This window comes from Thiorhodococcus mannitoliphagus (assembly GCF_010915725.1).
GTDB classification, from domain to species: Bacteria; Pseudomonadota; Gammaproteobacteria; order Chromatiales; family Chromatiaceae; genus Thiorhodococcus; species Thiorhodococcus mannitoliphagus.
The window spans coordinates 1-18,596 of record NZ_JAAIJR010000010.1; the positions used below are offsets into that span (position 1 = coordinate 1).

Annotated in this window: 19 protein-coding genes and 1 pseudogene; 3 read left to right on the forward strand and 17 right to left on the reverse strand. The window is 64.3% G+C overall.

The features are described 5' to 3' along the window. Positions 1–140: pseudogene (locus G3480_RS03880) on the reverse strand (IS256 family transposase); the annotation flags it as partial. 122 nt (positions 141–262) lie between these two features. Here G3480_RS03880 and G3480_RS03885 point away from each other — a divergent pair. Beyond that, on the forward strand, positions 263–1,306 hold the full coding sequence (locus G3480_RS03885; protein WP_206171483.1) for a glycosyltransferase family 4 protein: 1,044 nt from the start codon (positions 263–265) through the stop codon (positions 1,304–1,306). A 158-nt stretch (positions 1,307–1,464) separates the two neighbouring features. On the opposite strand, the gene G3480_RS03890 is transcribed toward G3480_RS03885, so the two are convergent. Next, complete coding sequence (locus G3480_RS03890) at positions 1,465–3,624, reverse strand: SLC26A/SulP transporter family protein (protein ID WP_164652365.1); 2,160 nt, start codon at positions 3,622–3,624, stop codon at positions 1,465–1,467. 125 nt (positions 3,625–3,749) lie between these two features. Here G3480_RS03890 and G3480_RS03895 point away from each other — a divergent pair, with 125 nt between their 5' ends. After that, a complete protein-coding gene (locus tag G3480_RS03895) occupies positions 3,750–3,911 on the forward strand; it encodes a hypothetical protein (protein WP_164652366.1) in 162 nt (53 codons plus the stop codon). Between the two features lie 9 nt (positions 3,912–3,920). On the opposite strand, the gene G3480_RS03900 is transcribed toward G3480_RS03895, so the two are convergent. Together G3480_RS03900 and G3480_RS03905 are read right to left on the reverse strand one after the other, a co-directional pair. Further along, a complete protein-coding gene (locus G3480_RS03900) occupies positions 3,921–5,096 on the reverse strand; it encodes a glycosyltransferase (protein ID WP_164652419.1) in 1,176 nt (391 codons plus the stop codon). 53 nt (positions 5,097–5,149) lie between these two features. Then, positions 5,150–5,476 carry a DMT family transporter gene (locus G3480_RS03905; RefSeq protein WP_164652367.1) on the reverse strand — a complete coding sequence of 109 codons (327 nt, stop codon included), beginning with the start codon at positions 5,474–5,476 and terminating at the stop codon, positions 5,150–5,152. 764 nt (positions 5,477–6,240) lie between these two features. On the opposite strand from G3480_RS03905, the gene G3480_RS03910 reads away from it, so the two are divergent. Then, entirely contained in the window at positions 6,241–7,446 is a 1,206-nt protein-coding gene (locus G3480_RS03910) for a cation:proton antiporter (RefSeq protein ID WP_164652368.1), read from the forward strand. Positions 7,447–7,462: 16 nt separating this feature from the next. Here G3480_RS03910 and G3480_RS03915 read toward each other — a convergent pair whose 3' ends face one another. From G3480_RS03915 to G3480_RS03975, 13 genes are all read right to left on the reverse strand, one after another. Then, on the reverse strand, positions 7,463–8,731 hold the full coding sequence (locus tag G3480_RS03915; protein ID WP_164652369.1) for a plasmid pRiA4b ORF-3 family protein: 1,269 nt from the start codon (positions 8,729–8,731) through the stop codon (positions 7,463–7,465). 303 nt (positions 8,732–9,034) lie between these two features. Beyond that, positions 9,035–9,979: a F0F1 ATP synthase subunit gamma gene (locus tag G3480_RS03920; protein ID WP_164652370.1), complete on the reverse strand. Its 945-nt coding sequence runs from the start codon at positions 9,977–9,979 to the stop codon at positions 9,035–9,037. Continuing rightward, positions 9,976–11,304 carry a DUF2254 family protein gene (locus G3480_RS03925; protein ID WP_164652371.1) on the reverse strand — a complete coding sequence of 443 codons (1,329 nt, stop codon included), beginning with the start codon at positions 11,302–11,304 and terminating at the stop codon, positions 9,976–9,978. The genes G3480_RS03920 and G3480_RS03925 overlap by 4 nt, the downstream gene beginning before the upstream one ends. Next, positions 11,301–12,854 (reverse strand): alternate F1F0 ATPase, F1 subunit alpha, encoded by a 1,554-nt coding sequence (locus tag G3480_RS03930; RefSeq protein ID WP_164652372.1) that lies wholly within the window; start codon positions 12,852–12,854, stop codon positions 11,301–11,303. Before G3480_RS03930 ends, G3480_RS03925 begins: the two co-directional genes overlap by 4 nt. Positions 12,855–13,064: 210 nt before the next feature. Beyond that, a complete protein-coding gene (locus tag G3480_RS03935; protein ID WP_164652373.1) occupies positions 13,065–13,634 on the reverse strand; it encodes a four helix bundle suffix domain-containing protein in 570 nt (189 codons plus the stop codon). Positions 13,635–13,798: 164 nt separating this feature from the next. Continuing rightward, positions 13,799–14,557 carry a F0F1 ATP synthase subunit delta gene (locus G3480_RS03940; protein WP_164652374.1) on the reverse strand — a complete coding sequence of 253 codons (759 nt, stop codon included), beginning with the start codon at positions 14,555–14,557 and terminating at the stop codon, positions 13,799–13,801. A gap of 3 nt (positions 14,558–14,560) precedes the next feature. Then, complete coding sequence (locus G3480_RS03945) at positions 14,561–14,842, reverse strand: F0F1 ATP synthase subunit C (protein ID WP_164652375.1); 282 nt, start codon at positions 14,840–14,842, stop codon at positions 14,561–14,563. A gap of 30 nt (positions 14,843–14,872) precedes the next feature. Further along, positions 14,873–15,562, reverse strand: coding sequence for a F0F1 ATP synthase subunit A (locus G3480_RS03950; protein WP_164652376.1), 690 nt, complete (start codon positions 15,560–15,562; stop codon positions 14,873–14,875). Continuing rightward, a complete protein-coding gene (locus tag G3480_RS03955) occupies positions 15,543–15,851 on the reverse strand; it encodes an ATP synthase subunit I (protein ID WP_167752453.1) in 309 nt (102 codons plus the stop codon). Before G3480_RS03955 ends, G3480_RS03950 begins: the two co-directional genes overlap by 20 nt. Further along, positions 15,844–16,182, reverse strand: a complete 339-nt coding sequence (locus G3480_RS03960) for an AtpZ/AtpI family protein (RefSeq protein WP_164652378.1) — start codon at positions 16,180–16,182, stop codon at positions 15,844–15,846. The genes G3480_RS03955 and G3480_RS03960 overlap by 8 nt, the downstream gene beginning before the upstream one ends. Beyond that, the gene (locus tag G3480_RS03965) at positions 16,175–16,564 is read right to left on the reverse strand and encodes a F0F1 ATP synthase subunit epsilon (RefSeq protein WP_164652379.1); all 390 of its coding nucleotides are present in this window, start codon (positions 16,562–16,564) and stop codon (positions 16,175–16,177) included. Before G3480_RS03965 ends, G3480_RS03960 begins: the two co-directional genes overlap by 8 nt. Beyond that, positions 16,564–18,012 carry a F0F1 ATP synthase subunit beta gene (atpD, locus tag G3480_RS03970; protein WP_164652380.1) on the reverse strand — a complete coding sequence of 483 codons (1,449 nt, stop codon included), beginning with the start codon at positions 18,010–18,012 and terminating at the stop codon, positions 16,564–16,566. Before atpD ends, G3480_RS03965 begins: the two co-directional genes overlap by 1 nt. Before the next feature lie 39 nt (positions 18,013–18,051). After that, entirely contained in the window at positions 18,052–18,420 is a 369-nt protein-coding gene (locus G3480_RS03975; protein ID WP_206171484.1) for a hypothetical protein, read from the reverse strand. Positions 18,421–18,596: the final 176 nt, after the last annotated feature.

Sequence of the window (18,596 nt, forward strand, 5' to 3'; positions counted from 1 at the left end):
GACTCGCTCAAGAGCGCCTCGACCTCAACCTCGACGGCCCGCTGGATCAGCTGGCGTGCACCACGGCGCACCAACTCTTCCAGGGTCGTCGTCGGCAGCAGGCTTGCGCTGTCCTTCGGCTTGCTCGTATCGTCTCTCATGGCGCACCTCTTCGTTGCTGTTGTGTGTCTTGAACAACCACATTGTCAGCAACGGTGCGCCGCCTTCCAAGCCCCGATCAGCCCGCGCTTATACACCAGAATTCAGCATAGCTCGCCGCGTCTTGACCAGCCGCTTCGGGCGTACCGGTCTGGTGGGCAGGGGCGTGGATTATCTGAGTTTTTATCTGAGCGCAGCTTGGAGGCTGCGGCGTCTGGTGCGTCCGGATGATCTGGTCGTGGCCATGACGGATCCGCCGCTGTTGTCTGTGCTGGTGCGCTGGGCGCTGGTCGGACGGCGGGTGACGCAGGTCAACTGGTTACAGGATCTCTTTCCGGAGGTCGCCTCGGCTTTGCAGCTGCGACTGGCGAGCGGCTCATTTGGACGGATGTTGCAGCGGTGGCGGGATGTTTCGTTGCGGGCGGCGGCGTTGAATGTCGTGATCGGCGAGCGGATGGCGGAGCGGGTGCGGGAGGCTGGGGTCACGCCCGAGCGGGTGCGGGTGATTCACAATTGGGCGGATGACGAGGCGATTCGCCCCCTCTCCCCGGCGGCGAACCCGCTGCGCCACGAGTGGGGGCTGACGGATGCCTTCGTGTTGGGTTACTCCGGCAATCTGGGGCGAGCACATGATGTTGCGACGGTGCTGGAAGCCGCCGAGGTACTGCACGCGGATCCGGGTGTTGACGGGCAACGGGTCGTCTTGCTCTTCATCGGGAGCGGTCATCAGCTCTTGGAGCTCCGTGCGGAGTCGGTGCGGCGGGGGCTCGACACGGTGCAGTTTCGTCCCTACCAGCCGCGGGAACGTCTGAGCGAGAGTCTGGGGGTCGCCGATGTGCATTGGATCTCACTGCGCCCGGCACTGGAAGGCTTGATCGTTCCGAGCAAATTCTATGGCATCGCCGCCGCGGGGCGACCGGTGCTGTTCGTAGGCGATCACGACGGCGAGATAGCGCGCTTGTTGCGCACCCATGACTGCGGCACGGCTGTGGCGGAGAGGGATGGGCAGGCGTTCGCAGCAGCGGTGCGGCGACTGCGCGACGATCCAGGGTTGCGGCAGCGTCAGGGAGACAATGCCCGGCGGTTGCTGGAGGAGGGCTTCAAGCAGCGGTTGGCGTTAGGTGCGTGGGGGGGGATCGTCAGGGCATTATCGACGGGGGCGCAGTGATTCGCCGATATTGGTTGTTACCTCGAAGCAGGAACTGGCCCTATGCAGCAGCCAATTGCTCGATGTCGTCAACATTGAAGCGACCGGCGAAACGGCGAAACGTGGCCCAGCCCCCGGGCAACCCAGCCCCCCCTCGAACACTTCGCGATGCGACGCCCTCACCAATGCTCAAGCCGACGAATGTCGGTCCGGGCTCGGCGCAGATGCTGAACGAGGGATCGCGCGAGTCTGAGCACCAGGGCGAGGGCGGCGGCATCCGTGGTGCGGTCGGCGAGATCCCCGATTGCCGCGCGACTCAGCACCAGCAGCTCGGCGTCGCGGATGACCACGGCATCGGCCGAGCGGGGGCCTGGTTCGATGAAGGCGGTCTCGCCGAAATAGCCGCCGGGCCCGATGCTGCTCAGGCGCTTGTAATGGTAGTCGCCGCTCGGCAGGCGCAGATCGATCACGCCCTGGATGACGAAATAGACGGCATCGCCGGGGGCGCCAACCTCGAATGGCCTGGCCTTGCGCGGGAGTTGCAGCTCCAGCATCAGCGGGCGCAGGGTCTCCAACACGCTGGCCTCGATACCGCGGAAGAGCGCGTTGTCTGCGATCTCGATCCGCGTATCCATCGGCGTGGGCGGTCGGCCGAGCGCGCTCAAGAGCAAGTCTTCCGCGGCCTCTAGCGCCTTGTCGGTGCTCTTGAAGCTCGTCTTGATGTCAGGCTGGCTGTAGCCGAACGCAAATGCGCGCAGAAGCTTGTCCATCTTGTGAGCCTGCGCGGCGCCGCGATGGATGTTCGCGAACAGCATGTGGCCGCCATGGGCGCGCAGGCGCAGCTTCATCTGACGAAAGAGGTCAAGCGCTGTCAAATCGACGGATTGCACACGGCGCATATTGATGACGATCCAGACGGGGCGCTCGAGCAGCGTGGCTAGCTCGGTGAAGAGGCGATCGACCGTGCCAAAGAACAAGTGGCCGCGCAGCTCGATGTAGACGATGCGATCGCCGTGCTCGTCCAGCAGCGCATGGTCCTCCTTGCTGCGCAGGCGCAGTGAGCGCAGCTCGCGGCCGGTGCTGCGGGTATGGATCGTATGGGCGCGGATCTGGTCGCGGAGAAAGAGCACCATGGCCCCAAGTGCCCCGACGCCGACGCCGATGATCAGGTCGAAGTAAAGCGTAGAGGCAACGACCACCAGGGCGAGGAAGCCGTCGATGCGGGTTCTGGGCTGGCGCAGCCAAAGCAGCACCCGCCACTCCAACATGGTGAAGCCAACGTAGATGATGACGCCGGCGAGCACGCTGATGGGTAGGTAGCGACCGATCGGTCCGGCCACCGCGAGCAGTAAGATGAAACCGAGACTGGCGACCACGGCTGGCCAGCGCCGCCCCCCGGCGCCGATTGCCACCAGGGTTGATCCTTTGGTCCCGCCGCCACCAATTCCGCCGAGCAAGCCGGCAAGAATCTGGCCCACCCCCTGGCAGGCCAGCTCACCACGCGCCTTGTGACGGCATCCCGTTGCCGAATCTGCCACCACTGCCGTGACCAGACAGTCGATTGAGGCCAGCACCGCCAGTGCGATGGCGGCAGGGAAGAGCAGATCCCAGCGCAGTGCAGTCAGCGCAGCCCAACTCAGATCGAGATGGATGCCCTCAAGCTCTGGTATGGCGCCTACCATCCAGGCGTCCGGTAGCGGAACGGGCGCGAGCGCGGCCGCCGAATGAAAGGCGACCAATCCGACGATCAGCCCTCCGATGATGGCCGGCATCCGGGGTAGGAGCCGAGGCGTTAGCTTGATGGCGGCGAAGGTCACAATGGCGGTCGCTGCAGGCAGCCAGCTCCAGATCTCTGGGATCGCGTCGCCGGGTCTCGCCAACAAGGGCGAGAGCTGCGAGCGCATCATGAGGATCCCGATGGCGGTCACGAGACCGGCCACCATGGGGTAGGGGATGAACTTGATCAATTGTCCGCCACCGCTCAGCGCGATGACGAGTTGAATCAATCCGGCGAGCACGACCAGCACGGCGAGCGCGACCACGGCGCTCCCACCCGAGATCCCCTCGGCGCTGAGCGTTGCCATCGACGCGATCAGCAGCATGGTTACCGGACCGTTCGGGGCGCTGATCATGCCACGGGTGTAGCCGCCGATCCCGGACACGAGCGACAAGGCTGCGGCGCCGATGAGTCCTGACAGCGCCCCGGCGGCGGCGCCCAGCCCCATGGCGCTGAAGAGCCCGACGCCCAGGCCCATGGATTGCGGGAGCGCGACCGCAGCGCCCGCCAAGCCGCCAAGCCAGTCGCCGATCGTTAGCCGATTCTCGGTGCCGTTTTTCAAGTCGCCTAGTCGTATGCGTGCAAGAGGGATCCTCCGATTGTTACCATAAGATGACAGTTATGTTACGAAACGTCTAGGCTCTCGCCGCCCGTTTCGTCCGCAGGCCGAAGGTGGCGTACAGCTAGATGCGCGTCATTCCGCCGAGCGCGGATTGCACCCCGCAGTTCGCCTACGAGGTCATGACCAAGGGGAATGCCGCGAGGTTCAGTGGCGATGAGTGTTCGGCCGTCGATCTGGCGTTGGACGTGGATGACTTCGCCCGGTCCGACAACCTTCGAGTAGCTTGAGGCGACGCCTCAGCGCTCCTCGATCGCATGGAGACTGTACCGCTTCGAGGCGCGGCTCGGCCGGTCTGGGGTGATTCGAGTCGGCAGTCCCATTGCCTGAAGATAGGCGTCCGTGCTGGCCTCGATCTCATAGCGACGGATCCCCGTCTGCAGGGCGTGTCCGGGAAGCGGGTCATCCAGTGTCGCCAGAATGGCGTGTGCCAGGGCCTCATCATCGCCAACTGGAACCAGGGGGCCGTAGCCTCCCTGATCGAGAATCTCCCGCGGACCGCTCGGGCAGTCGGTGGAGACGACTGGTGTTCCGACCGCCATGGCCTCGATCAGCACGAAGCCAAGTCCCTCCCATCGCGAGCTGAGGACGAAAAGCGCTGCATGGGCCATGTAGGCATAGGGTTGCGGGACATAGCCCAGCAGGTCGACGTCCTGCGCGACCCCGAGAGACTCGGCCTGATCGAGCAGCCGCTCGCGCGCGGCACCCTTGCCGATGATCATCAGGCGGCACGGTCGCGCGGCGCGGACGCGGGCGAAGGCGCGCAGCAGGGTCGCGAAATCCTTTCGCCCGCAGAGTTCGCCGACACCCAGGATGACCGGGATGCCGGGCTGTTCGAACCAGGGATGATCCGGGCGCGGCTGTTCGGCGTCGAAGAGGCTGGCTGGCGCCACGGGCGATGGCACCGACCGGATCCGTTCACGGGCCAGCCCGGTGTAGGCGGCCATGTCGTCCGCGACGCCGTCGCTGGTGACGATGACCTGATCGGCCATCGGGTAGAGGTGTCCCATCGAATTGCGCTGGATCCAGCGCTCCAGTGGGCCACGGGAGGCCAGGTCGATCGAGATGGTCGTCCCGGAACTCAGCACGAGACGCGTCGGCACGCGCGCCAGCGCCCGCGCGAGCAAGGCTGTGCGGTTGACGCGGTCTTTGTCCGAAAGCATCACCACGGGCTGGGCACGGCGCAGATAGCGGACGATCGCCGGCAAACAGGCGTATGTGTGACGCGAGCCAAGGTCGACGATGGAGACGCCCTCCGGGACCTCGTCGAGATCCGGCCCATGCCGCCGCACCTTCAGAAGATCCACCCGATAGCCGCGTCGGGCGAGGGCAGGGATGAGATGCGCCGCCGCGCGGTCGACCCCGCTGTGCCCCGAGGTCGAGAAGAAGCAGGCAATGCGGTTCGGGTCCGACATCGCGGAGGAGGTTAGGGGTCGCTGCAACCACTGTGTCATGACGGCTGCCTCACTCAATGCCCCGACACGAACTTGAGACCGACGATGCCGACGACGATCAGCCCAACGAAGAAGAAACGCGCCAAGGTCGCGGGCTCATGGAACAGCAGGATCCCCAGCACGAAGGTGCCGACGGCGCCGATGCCGGTCCAGACGGCGTAGGCCGTCCCCATGGGGATGGTCTTCTGGGCGATCAGCAGCAAGGCGCCGCTGGCGACCATGCAGAGGCCGGCGAAGCCGATCCAGCCCCAACGCAGGCCGGACTCCGCCAGCCCGAGCTTGAGTCCGACCGGCCAGCCCCACTCGAACAGACCCGCGATCACCAGGTACAGCCAGGCCATGTTGTCCTCCGAATCGTGATGTCGAGAGACCCAGGCCGGCGTGATAGACGCCAAATAGGGTCGCTGATGTGGATGCTAGGCCGAGCTGGACGCGGAGGGCGTTGCCGCCGGCGGCGCAGACCAATGCCCCCTCGGCGACGGACTTGGGCTCGGGCGGATCGGCCGCATCGCCCGGTGTCATCATGGCCACGCCGTATTCGTTGAAGACGTCCAGGATGTTGCGGTTCAGCGCCGAGTAGACCCGTGGTGCGCTCGGCGGCCTGTTTCAGCATGGCTTTTACCCGGCGCCACGGGTCTCTTGGCCGATACCCGCGGTCGTATGCAGGATCAAGTCCCTGCCGGCTCGCCAACGCAGTGTAATTGATCACCTCGCTGGGCGGCACCATGGTATTCGGCCTCACTGACAAGGAACGACTGAGTCCTCCCAGGTTCCTTGGCGACTCGTGCGTGCATGTCCTGCTCTCAGACCCCGGCGGAGTTTCCCTGTGCAGGCTTCGCAGGCGAGATCGCTCCCGCACCAAGCAACACTCGGTTGCGCTGGATGGCCAGTCCTTTCCGGCTCGGGACTTGCCCCCGCCGGGTCGGTCGCAAGAAGGAGTTTCCGATTCGCTTATCCGTTCGCTATCTTCCTCTCCTTCCAGGCGTTGCCTGGCGCAACGAAACGACGACCAAGGCCCGATTTCTCGAAATTGATGAAATCCCCACGGCAAGATACAAAATGAAAAGGCCGCATTTCCGTCTGGATGCGGTTTAGGAGCCTCGCCATGTACGCAGACCTCACCATCGTCGGCCTGTTTGTCTTCATCTACAGTGCCATTGCTGGCGGTGTGGAGCGCACGCCACTCACCGGCCCCATCGTCTTCACCGCCTTTGGCCTGGCGCTCGGGCCCGTCGGGCTCGGCTGGCTGCATCTGGGTATCGACCGCGAAGGTCTGCGTACCCTGGCGGAGCTGACCCTCGCCCTGGTCCTGTTCACGGACGCGGCCAATGCGAATCTCTCGGTCCTGGGCAAGAGCTGGCGCATCCCTGAGCGACTGCTCGGCATGGGTTTGCCGCTGACCATCCTGCTGGGATTCGCGGTCGGGGTGCTGTTGTTCCCTGAACTCGGGTGGTTTGAGATCGCGATCCTCGCGACCATGCTCGCCCCAACCGATGCCGCGCTCGGCAAGGCCGTCGTCACCAATGCGTCCGTCCCGCCAGACGTGCGCGAGGGGCTCAACGTGGAGAGCGGCCTCAACGACGGCATCTGCGTGCCCATCTTGCTCGCCTTGCTGGCCCTGGCGACCGGCGTCGAGCAGTATCGGCTGGGGTTCAGTCTGGGGTATTTCGCCGAGGCGATCGGCATCGGCGTTGCCGTGGGCGTCGCGGTCACCTTGACCGCGATCGGGCTCTTGCGTCTCAGCACCCGTCACGGCTGGATCACCGAGACCTGGCGGCAGCTCCCCGTGGTGGCGCTCGCCTTGTCTTGCTTCGCCTTGGCCCAGTTGCTGGGCGGCAGCGGCTTCATCGCCGCCTTCGCGGGCGGCCTCCTGTTCGGCGCCTTGGCGAAGCAGGAGAAGCATGCATTGCTGCTCGCCGCCGAGGGCACCGGCGACACCCTGGCCCTTATGACCTGGGTGGTCTTCGGTGCCGGGGTGGTGGGCCAAACGGTGGGTTACTTCAGCTGGTCCGTGCTCCTCTATGCAATGCTCAGCCTCACCCTGATCCGGATGCTGCCGGTCTACCTTTCCCTGCGGGGGCTGCCGTTGCGGGCTAACGCCAAGCTCTTTATCGGCTGGTTCGGGCCTCGCGGCCTGGCCAGCATCGTGTTCGGCATCATGGTGTTCAGCGCCGACCTGCCCGGCGGCGACACCCTGAGCGTGGCCCTGGTCTGCACCATCCTGTTGAGCATCCTGCTACACGGCCTAACCGCCAATCCGCTGGTTGCCTTACTCGCCCGGGCCTCGCGCCGCGACGGGGAGATCCGATGAGCAAAGGGGATGGCCGCTACCAATTGTCATACTGCACGGGCGCCCGGACATGCGCTTCCAGCAGTTGCGGTTCCTGGCTCGCGGGTCCGTCACTCACCTGCTCAACGGTGAGTTCGAATCGCCATCTATCGCCAAAGTCGAACAGGAAGTCGATCCGCATCCCTGCGCGAAGCGCAAGGTCGCCGACCTTGATCTCATCGGCGACGTATTCGGACTCGCCCGCCAAATTGGGGTGATCGATCGCGATGGTGCGGCCGAAGCGGCCCTGATAGCTGAAGCGATACAGATGGTCACTGTCATCGAAGTCGAAGGCGGCGAGAATGGTGTCCGCGAGGTCGTCGACATCGGTCTCGCCCCCAATGGCGATCCGCCGCCAGCAATCCGCTCCCAGCGACACCTTGAACAGATGTTGGCCGGCTTGGAAAGGGGGCTCGGGGATCTCCAGTTCCTGGCGCCAGTCGGGGATCTGCGGGCGCACGAGCTGGCTCCAATGCTCGAAACGCGCCAGGGAGTCGAAAAAGTCTGCGGTGTCGAGGATTGGCATGTCCGATTCAGCCTCGGGCACCAGAGATTGTTGGCGCATGAAGGCCGCAAAGTGGCCCAGCAAGGCGCGTCCCCACGCGCTGAGGTCGACCCGCTCGGGCTGCCAGCCCTTGCCTTCCATCGGCGGCATGGCCCGCAGTTCGACCAAGCCGAAGAGATCCAGCAACGCCAGATGGTGGATGCCGGGAGAATACCGGAGCAGTTCCGCGTCCTGAGGTGTCTCGAACGTCAGGGGACCCCTGTTCGGCAACATCTTAAGAAATTGGACGACTCTCATCGACGCATCTCCGCCCCAGCTTTCGCGCTCGCCGATCATCTCCTCACTGGAGCGGCCCCACCAGGCCTTCAGCAAGGCAAAATAGCGCTCGGCCGCGTTGAGGGAGCACCAGGAGGCGAGGACGGCGGGGTCGAGATGCAGACGTGGTTTCTTGGATGCCGTGTCGATCCACGCCAGTCCACTGGCGCGCAGCACCAGATAGAGACCATTGATGTGCGGATAGGATTTCTGCATGGCGCGCTTCAACCCCAGTTCCAGTGGGTGCGTGAGATGCTGATTGATCGACTCCAGGGTCTTCATGGCGAATTGATGGCCGGGGGTAACCGGCAGCCCCTGATCGCCAATCAGGCCAAGCAGGGCCTCGAAGTCGTGCAGGATGCTTCCCGGCGGCTGCCGTTCGAAATCCGGTGTATCGAGCTGGTGGCCGGGTGTCAATGTGCGTGCGGGAGTCTGGGGTTTGGTCATGAGATCACCATGGTCTTTGATCCGTGTCGTCCTCTAAGAAAGTGTCCATCAACGGCTTCCCCCCTTTCGCAAAGGGGGGCCAGGGGGGATTTCGGGCGGGATCGCTCGCATCGGGAAATAATTGATGGGCGCTCTCTAAACGACGCTCAGCGTGATCTCTCGACTTTGGCGTCGCAGGCTCTGCAGTGAGCGGACTCCGACGGGTGTGAGACGCTGATATCGAGCAGTCCTGGTTGATCGACAACCAGAGTCGATGCCTAGCTTACAGGGAAGGCTCAGAATCATCCGCGCAGAATGATTGGTTCATCGCCCTTGCGCTGACCGCTGCGACCCGGCGAGCGCCTCGAAGCCGGCGATGACATCGAACAGCTCCTCGTCGATACCGCTTTGGCGCAGCCGGTGGAAGGTTCCGTTCAGCGTCTCCAGCAGGTCTTCGATGTTCTTGTCGGCGCGCTGCATCGCGGCGAGTCGGCTGGCGTTTTCGCTGGCCAGGGATTCGGCGCAGGCGCGAAAGAGCGACACGAACAGATGCTCGCGGATGAGCGCCCGCAGGGTCCCGGAGTCGGCGCCGCTGTCGCCCCCGATGACCTCGGGCAGGTTGTTGGTCGGCCAAGGGGCCTCGGCCAGCGAGCGCCGCCAAGGCGCGTCCAAGGGCAGTAGCCGCTGATCGACGGGCGTATAGACGGCTGCGGAGCTGGGTCTGTTGTAGAAGAGGTGGAGCGCGCTTAGCTCACCCTGACGCTGGTGCGCCTCGGTCGCCACCAGGATCTCCCCGACCAATGCGGTGATCGCCGCGACGGAGCTGGGGACGGTGAAGCTGCCGGCTAGCGTCAGACCGGCGTCCGTCAAAGGCGCTTGCACCCGCTCGCCGACAGCCCAGACCCGCAGCTGCTTCCCGGCGCGGTCCTTGGGCGGGTCAGTCAGCCGTTCCAGTGTCTTCACGGCATGATCGGCCACCAGATCATTGAACTGGCCCACCAGCCCCTGATCGGAGCCGAAGACGATCGCGCCAATCACGTCCGCCTCGGCGCCCCTGACGTCGCCAGCCGCTGTATCCGCGTGGCCGATGCCCCGGAAGCAGACGCTCAACCCCAGCTCCACGGTGCGCGCATAGTCGCCCAGCGCAAGAACAGACTGCTCATACTGGACGATGCTCGACGCGGCCAGCGATTTCATGGTGCGGACGACGGACTGGAGGTCACCGGCGCTCTGGATCTTGTGGCGCAGGCTGGCGGTGGTGTCGCTCACGACGCCATCCTCATGTCGAGCGCTTCGTGCACCCGCATCAACCGCTTTGCAAGCCGGTTGCGGTCATGCGGGGACGCAATACTGCGCTCGGCCGTCTCGGCGATCTCCTCGACTTTTTGTTGGAGCATCCACCGCCGGTTGAGGCTGGCGGTCTGGCCGGCGATGCTTTGCAGCGCACCGAGCAGGCGCAACAGAATGGCGACATTGCCTTCGGCGTTCTGCCGGATCTGGTCGAAGGCCTCGCTCAAGAGGCCCTCGAAGCTCGAGCCTCGGACGATCACGCGCAAGGCGCCCTGATCCAGCCAATGGGGCGTCGCAATCCGGCGCGTCGCCAGTCGGATCAGGATCGCCGCCAGATGGTCCACGCACATCACCGCGGTCGTGGTGTCGTTGATGCCGGGCGACAGGGCCTTCATGGCGATATCGACGATCTGGCGGATGCCGAAGGCGACATCCTGCTGCACCGTGCGCTGGCGGCTGATGACGTAGACGGGGTTCAGTCTGGCCGTCGTCGCCTCGTCCAGGTCACCCGGGTCGAGCAGCGAGACCAGGGGTGTGCCCGCGACGACGAAATCCCCAACACCATGCTCCATTCGCAAGAGGGTCTCTAGGGTTCGGGCGACGTCCATCAGCGCGGCGGCGTCGAGGCTTTCGATGTAACCGGTCTTGCTGGCTGGGACGGCCAACCAGGGCTGACTGGCGAGCGCGCTCTCCAGGTCGCCGTCGGCGTTTTCATCGTCGTCCTCTCCCAAGGCATCGGGGAACAGATGGTCCACGGCGGCGAGCGTTTCCTGCGCGGCGGTCGCCACGATGCTCGACGCCTGGATGGAGGTCGCAATGTGATGGATGAAGTGGATCAGCACCGCGATCCCGACGAAGGCGAGGATCAGGCCGGCCAGGACCGCCAGCGTCGGGACGAAGGCCCCCTCGCCACCCTCGCGAATCGTCCGCAGGACCACCAGGCAGTAGGCGAAGATGCCGAGGAAGACGCCGAGCACCCACTGGTTGACGCGGTCGCGCATAAAGTTGCGAATGACGCGCGAGCTGTACTGACTGGAGGTCAGGGAGAGGGCCACCAGGGTGATCGAGAACACCAGTCCGGCCACCGTGATCATGGAGCTGGCGACGGTCGTGAGCAGGCCACGGGCGCCGGACGCGCCGGCGCCGAAGAGCAGCGGCCAGCGCGTCGCCAGATGCAAATCGACGCTCATTTCTAGGGTGATCAGGAGGATGGCCAGCACCACGGCATCCACCACCATCAGGGCGGGGACGAACCAGAAGCTCGACCGCATCGATTGCCAGCCATGGCGGAGTTTGGTGATCACGTTGCGCGACCCGTCGGCGTGGGGCCGGCTTGGGGCTGGAATGCGCCGAGCGCCGCGCGGGCAAGATCGACGATGGCTTGACGATCCGCATCGCTCAATGAATCGGCGCTCACCAGCCGCGCGCTGACATCCTCCGGGATCTTCCCCGCCGCCTCCTGCACCGCGCGCTCGGCGTTGGGCATTCGCTCCAGCGGTACCGCGTCGAAGAGCCCGGCGGTCAGGGCCAGCAGGATGGCGATCTGCGCGGGCATCGACACCGGGGCGAACTCCGGTTGTTTGAGACAGGCGCGGATGCGTCGCCCATGCGCGATGCGTTCCTGGGTGTCTTCATCGACTCGGGCGCCGAAGCGGGCAAAGGTCTCGAGCTCCTCGAACTGGGCGTAGGCCAGTTTCAGATCGCCCGCCACCGCGCGGTAAGCGGCCCGCTGCGCCTTGCCGCCGACGCGCGAGACGGATTGGCCGACATCGACCGCAGGCAGCACGCCCAACTCGAACAGCGACGGCGAGAGGTAGATCTGCCCGTCGGTGATGGAGATGAGATTGGTCGGGATGTAGGCGGAGAGGTTCTGCGCCTCGGTCTCGATGATCGGCAGCGCGGTGAGCGAGCCCCCGCCAAGGTCCTCGCGCAGGCGCGTGGCGCGCTCCAGCAGGCGCGAGTGGATGTAGAAGATATCGCCGGGGAAGGCCTCGCGGCCCGGCGGGCGGCGCAGCAGCAGCGACAGCTCGCGATAGGCGCGGGCGTGGTGGGTAAGGTCGTCATAGACGATCAAGACGTCGCGGCCGTGTTCCATGAAGTGCTCGGCGATGCTGGTCGCGGCATAGGGGGCGATGTAGGTGAGCCCTGGCGCGTCGTTGCCCTCGGTCACAACGGTCAGGGTGTAGTCCAGCGCGCCTTGGTCCCGGAAGGTCGCCAGCGTCTTGGCGATCGCGGACGCCCGCTGGCCGATGGCGCAATAGACACAGAGGACGTCTTTGCCGCGCTGGTTGAGGATGGTGTCGATCGCAATGGCCGTCTTGCCGGTCTGCCGATCACCCAGGATCAGCTCGCGCTGGCCACGCCCGATGGGGATGAGGGCGTCGATGACCTTGAGCCCGGTCTGCAAGGGCACGGTGACGGGCGCGCGGTCCATGATGGGTGCGGCGGGGCGCTCGATCGGCAGGCGCTTGCTGGTGGCCAGCGGCCCCAGGCCATCAAGCGGTCGCCCGAGCGGGTCGATGACGCGGCCCAGCAGGGCATCGCCGACCGCCACGTCCATGACACGGCCGGTGCGCTCGACCGCATCGCCGGCGTGCAATTGCCAGTAGTCGCCGAGCAGCACCACGCCGATCTCGTCCGGATCCAGGTTGAAGGCGATGCCGAAGACCTCGCCGGGAAAGGCCAGCAGTTCCTCGAAGCCGACGCTGGGTAGGCCAGAGACCTTGGCGATGCCGGTGGAGACCATCTTGATGGTGCCGATTTCCCGTGGCTTGAGTCGAGGCACAAAGGTGTCTCTTGCCTGGCTGATGGCGGTGAAGGTTTGGTCGAAGAGGGGTTGGAGGGTTTGTGGCATGGTTGGCTCTTAGGGACTTCAAGGACTAAAGGACTTCAGAGACCCCAAGGACATCAAGGACCGCTGGACTCGATGTCTTTGTTGTCCTTGAAGTCTTTGTCGTCTTTAAGAGGGTTAAGGACTGCAACGACAACTGAGCCAAGCGGTCCTTGGAGTCCTTGGAGTCTTTGTTGTCTTCAAGGTCTTTGTTGTCCTTGCAGTCCTCAAACCTCACCGCCCCCTCCCACGCTGTCGATCACGCTCATCAAGTCGCGCCCTGGTCATGCGTTCACGCATCCCACCTTCCTCAAGAAACGCCTTTTCAAGCGACTGAATCTGCCGACTCAAGAGCACACTCGTCACTCGAATCAACCCGATGATGACGTTGGCGCAGATCGCCGGATCGGGATGCTCCACGCCCTTGCGAAAGGTCTCATAGGTGGCGCCACGAATCCGGTTCAGCTCACGCAGCCGAAGCGCGTAGGGATGCTCCTTGGACCACTCCGCAATCCCGCGCACACGCAGGAAATCGCGGTAGTCGGCCAGCAGCTCCTCCAGACTGGCGCGGGCGACATTGGTCAGCTTGATCTCCATTTCCTTCGAGGTACCGGATGCCATGCTGCCCTCGATGATGTTCTGCTTGCCGGACCGGGCGGCCTGCACCATCTGGTCGTAGGTACGGTCGCGTTTTTCGACGAATCGTTGACAGAAATGGACCGTGGCGTCGTAGACGATCTCGGCTTTTTGATAGGAGAGCAGGTTTTTGTAGCCGCCGTGGGTTGGGATGAAGCCGGTGGGCATGGGGTTGCTCCTTGGTTTAAGGACTTCAAGGACTTCAATGACTGCAAAGAGAAGACTTCAAGGACATCAAGGACGACAACGACAACTGAGTCAATCGGTCCTTGATGTCCTTGGTGTCCTTGCAGTCCTTAAAGTCTTTGTAGTCTCTGGAGTCCTTGAAGTCATCAAGAGCCACTCAGCAACTCAGTCACGCTCTGTTCCAGTGACCCCAGATAATCCTGAATACTCCAGCCAATCCGTTGCCCATTCGCGGTCAGCTCGATCCCGCCAACCAGATCCGGCCCAGCGTCAAACTGGACCGAAACCTCGGTTTCAAAAGTGCCATTAAGCGCCGCTTGAATCCGCTCACGTTGCGCCGGCGGCAGCTCAAAGGCACTGCGCACACGCACCGGGTCAGAGTTCGCCTTCAGCGCCTCGGCAAACAGGGCATGCGCCTCGCCATCCATCGTCCGAAGGCGCTCAATAAACACCGCGACCAGACGCTCCTCCAGACTGGCCCCAGCGAGATCCGTCAACGTCTTACGCGCAATCGCGAAGACCTCCCGCTGCGTCCTGCTCGATAGGGCCTGGTTGAGCTGCTCGGCTTCCTGGCGCAACGCCTCCTGCCGCTTGTCACGCAAGGCGTCGGCAGCCTGCCGGGCCTCGTCGAGCAACCGCTGGCGTTCGGCCTTCGCCGCGTCCGTCGCCTCGGCCAAGAGCGTCGCACGCTGCTCGTCGAAGGCCTGGTTTTTCTGTTGGAAGGTCTCGCGCTCTTGCTTGGCCTCGGCGCGTTTCGCGTCGGCGTCAGCCAGCTCGGCGGCGATTCGCTGCTCGCGCGCGTCGATGGCGTCGAGGATCGGCCGATACAGAAAGCGCTTCAGCAACCACACCAGGACGAGAAAGTTGATCACCTGCGCGCCGACGGTGAACCAGTCGATGAGCATGGCCTACTTCCCGGCGGACTGGGCGATGGCGAGGTTCCAGAAGGGATTGGCGAAGATGAGGATCATCGAGACCACGAAGCAGTAGATGGCTGTGGATTCGATCATCGCCAGCCCGACGAACAGGGTGCGGGTGATGGTGGCCGAGGCGTCGGGCTGCTGTGCCAGCGCGGTGAGTGCGGTCGCCACCGCCCGGCCTTCCGCGAGCGCCGGTCCCATGGTGCCGAAGCCCGTGGTGAGGCCGGCCATGACGATCGATATCACTGCGATTAGGGTCAGGCTATCCATGGTGTGTCCTCCGCTGAGTCTGTGGGTGTCTCATGGCTTGGCCGCCGGCTTTGGTTTGCGTGTCTGCGTGGCAGCCGCGATATAGACGGCGGCCAGAATGCTGAAGATGTACGCCTGCACCATCCCGGTGAGCAGGCCGAGCGCCGTCATGAGAATGGGAAAGAGGAAGGGTGTGATGGTGAGCAGGATGGCGATGATCATCGCCCCGCTCATCATGTTGCCGAACAGCCGTACCGCCAGGGCCAGGGTGCGGGAGACCTCGCTAATGATGTTGAAGGGCAGCATCATGAAGGTCGGCTCCATGTAGGACTTGAGATAGCCGCCGAGTCCCTGGTCCGCGATGCCGAAAAAGGGCACGGCCACCAGCACACACAGCGCCAGCGCCGTCGTGGTCGAGAGCGAACCCGTCGGCGGCTCATAGCCGGGGATGATGGTGGCCAGGCTGGCCGAGGCGACGAACAGGAAGAGGGTGCCGAGAAAGCCGAGATAGGTCCGCACGTCGCTCAGTCCGACCTCCGCGATCTGCTTTTCGATGCCGGTGACGAGGATCTCCAGCAGGTTCTGCCAGCGCGAACGGGTGAGATCCCGCGACAGTTTGCGCGTCACGAGCAGCGAGCCGACCACCAGCACGAGCATCAGCGCCCAAGTGAAGACGATGGTTGCGTTGAGCTTGATCAACCCGTATTCCCAGAAGATGATCTCATCGGGACTCAGGCGCATGATCGACCTCCTTCGCGACCACTGATGGGCTGGTCAATCGCAAGACGACAAAGCGCGCCCCGATGACGCCGACGAGCCCAGCCAGCAGGCGCTCCCAATGACCGCCGGAGACCAGGTACAAGCCGACCAGAAGCAGGCTCATCCGCACCAGCAGGCTGCCTAGAAGCCAAAGCGCCGGCTTGGTGGACGCCAGGCTCTTGCGCAGCGTCCACCAGAGCCCGCCGAAGAACATGGCCCCGAGGCCCAGTCCCGCGACCCCGGAGAGCACCAGGCCCGGCGTGTCAGTCATCGTCATCCTCCTGCTCTTCGCGCATCGCCCGCTCTTCCTTGGCGACCCAATGCCAGGCATTGAAACAGCCGAGCGTGAGCCCGCCGACCAGCAGCGCCAGGGTCCAGGAATGGGTGCCCGGATGCTGTTCGTCGAGCCAGAGGCCCAGCGCCGCGCCAAGCAGCGTCGGCACGACCACCGACCAGCCGATCAGCCCCATCATGCCGAGGCCGAACCAGACCCCCGGCGTGGGGTTGCGACGTGCCTTGAGCTTGCGCGCGGCCTTGTCGCCGATCTGACCAACGAGGCTCGGCGCCCTGTCCGAGGTCTTTCTGTCTGGAGGCTCAGTCATGTTGCAGGCTCACGAAACGGTGCAGAAATCCGGATTCCAGTTTCGCCATCACCGCGCGCATCTCCTGCTCGTGCTCATCCAGGATCAGAAACTCCTGCTCCACCGTCGCGCGCAGCTGGCCGAGGTCGCTACCGCGAATCGCCCGACGCACCGACACCAGCACCTCGGCGCCGGTCTTGACCAGCACCCCTTCATCCACGGCCAGATAGACCTCGCCCTCGGCGGCGGATTCGTAGATCAGAATCCCCGGCGCGAGCGCCGCGACACAATCCAAGCGACGCGGCAGGAGCCCAAAGGCGCCGTCGGGCGTCTCGGCGACGATGCGCGTCACCTCGGCGACCTCTGCAAAGACGCGAAATGGCAACAGAACCTTCAGATTCATCACGTCTCCTCCTTGTCCCTGATGTCCCTGTTGTCCTTGTCGTCCTTAACCTTCACCACCGCCTCATCCACCCCCCCAATCATATAAAGCGCCCCCTCAGGCACATCCTTGAACTCATCCCCCAAAATGCGCTCACAGCCATCCAGCGCATCGGCCAGGCTCACAAGCTTGCCGGTCAGGCTAGTAAAGCGTTCAGTGGTAAAAAAAGGCTGAGTCAGAAAACGTTCCAGCCGCCGAGCACGCGCAACCAGATTGCGATCCTCCGGCGAGAGCTGCTCCAGACCCAGCATCGCAATGATGTCCTTGAGTTCCGCGTATTGGGCCAGGGTGCGCCGGATCTCCTGAGCCAGTGCGTAGTGCCGCTCGCCGACAATGCCCGGCGTCGCCATCCGCGAACTCGATTGCAGCGGGTCGATGGCCGGATACAGTCCTTCGCCCGCCCGTTTGCGCGAGAGCACGATGGAGGCGGAGAGATGGGAGAAGGTATGGACCGCCGCCGGGTCGGTGAAATCGTCCGCCGGCACATAGACTGCCTGGATGGAGGTGATGGCCCCGGCATCGGTGTTGGCGATACGCTCCTCCAGCCCCGACAGTTCCGTCCCCATGGTCGGCTGATAGCCGAGGCGCGAGGGCATCTGACCCATGAGGCCGGAGACCTCCATGCCGGCCTGGATGAAGCGGAAGATATTGTCGATCAGCAGCAGGACATCGCGCTGCTCGTCGTCGCGAAAATACTCGGCCATCGTCAGCGCGGCGTGCCCGACGCGAAAGCGACTGCCCGGCGGCTCGTTCATCTGCCCGAAGACCATCACCATGTTCGGCAAGACGCCGGCGTCCTTCATCTCACGATAGAGCTCCTCGCCCTCGCGGCAGCGCTCGCCAATGCCGCAGAAAAGGCTGACCCCGGCATGGTGCCCGATCATGTTGTGGATCATCTCGGTGAGCAGCACGGTCTTGCCCACGCCCGCCCCACCGAACAGCCCCGCCTTGCCACCGCGCTCCAGCGGGACCAGGACATCGATGAGCTTGATCCCGGTCTCGAAGACCTCGGACTGGGTCGAACGCCGCGCCAGGGGTGGCGGGGCGTTGTGCACAGAACGCCATTGGATCTCAGTGGGCGGCGGCTGGCGGTCGATGGCGTTGCCGAAGACGTCGAACATGCGCCCGAGGATGCCTTTGCCCACAGGTGCCATCAGCGGTCCGCCGCTGTCCTCCACCCACATGCCGCGCGCCAGCCCCTGCGTGGGTGTCAGGGCGATGCCGCGCACATGATGGTCATCCAACTGCGCCAGCACCTCGATGCGGATCTGGCCTTCCGACCCCGCGCGCAGCAGCCGATAGATCGGCGGCAGATGCGTCTCGAAGCGCAGATCCACCACGCTACCGCGCACCGCGACGACGAGGCCGCGATTGGCTGAAGGGGTGCTTAGGTCTTTGCGCTGGTCCACACCGGCTCCCGATGCTCGCGCCTCAAGCGGCGCATGCCGTTATCTGGCCCGATTGAAACCGGATCCCTGCCCGTAGCCCGGACCCTGATCGTATCCAGGACCATAGCCATTCATCATGCCCTGACCCTGACCATATCCAGGCCCGTAGCCGTTCATCATGCCCGGACCCATGCCGTAGCCTGGACCCTGACCGTATCCAGGCCCGTAGCCATCCATCATGCCGGGACCCATGCCATAGCCCTGCCCCTGACCATATCCAGGACCGGGGCCACCCATCATGCCGGGACCCATGCCGTAGCCAGGACCGTAAGCGCCTTGAGGCGGTTGGGCGAATGCGCCGGCGGCCAGGACCGTTCCGGCGAGAAAGAGGGCAGCGCGCGAAGTCGTGCGAAGGCTCATGCGTTTCATGTTCAAACTCCAGTCAGGATTTGGTTCGATGTTTGTTTCCGCAATCAATCGTCCAAAACGCTCATCTGGCAGCGCCCGACTGAACCATTGCGACAATCCCTTTATAGGCGCACTGGCGATGGCTGTCGGTACGCTGCCGCACATAAGCGCCCTGCTGAAGGTGCCGATGCCCCGTG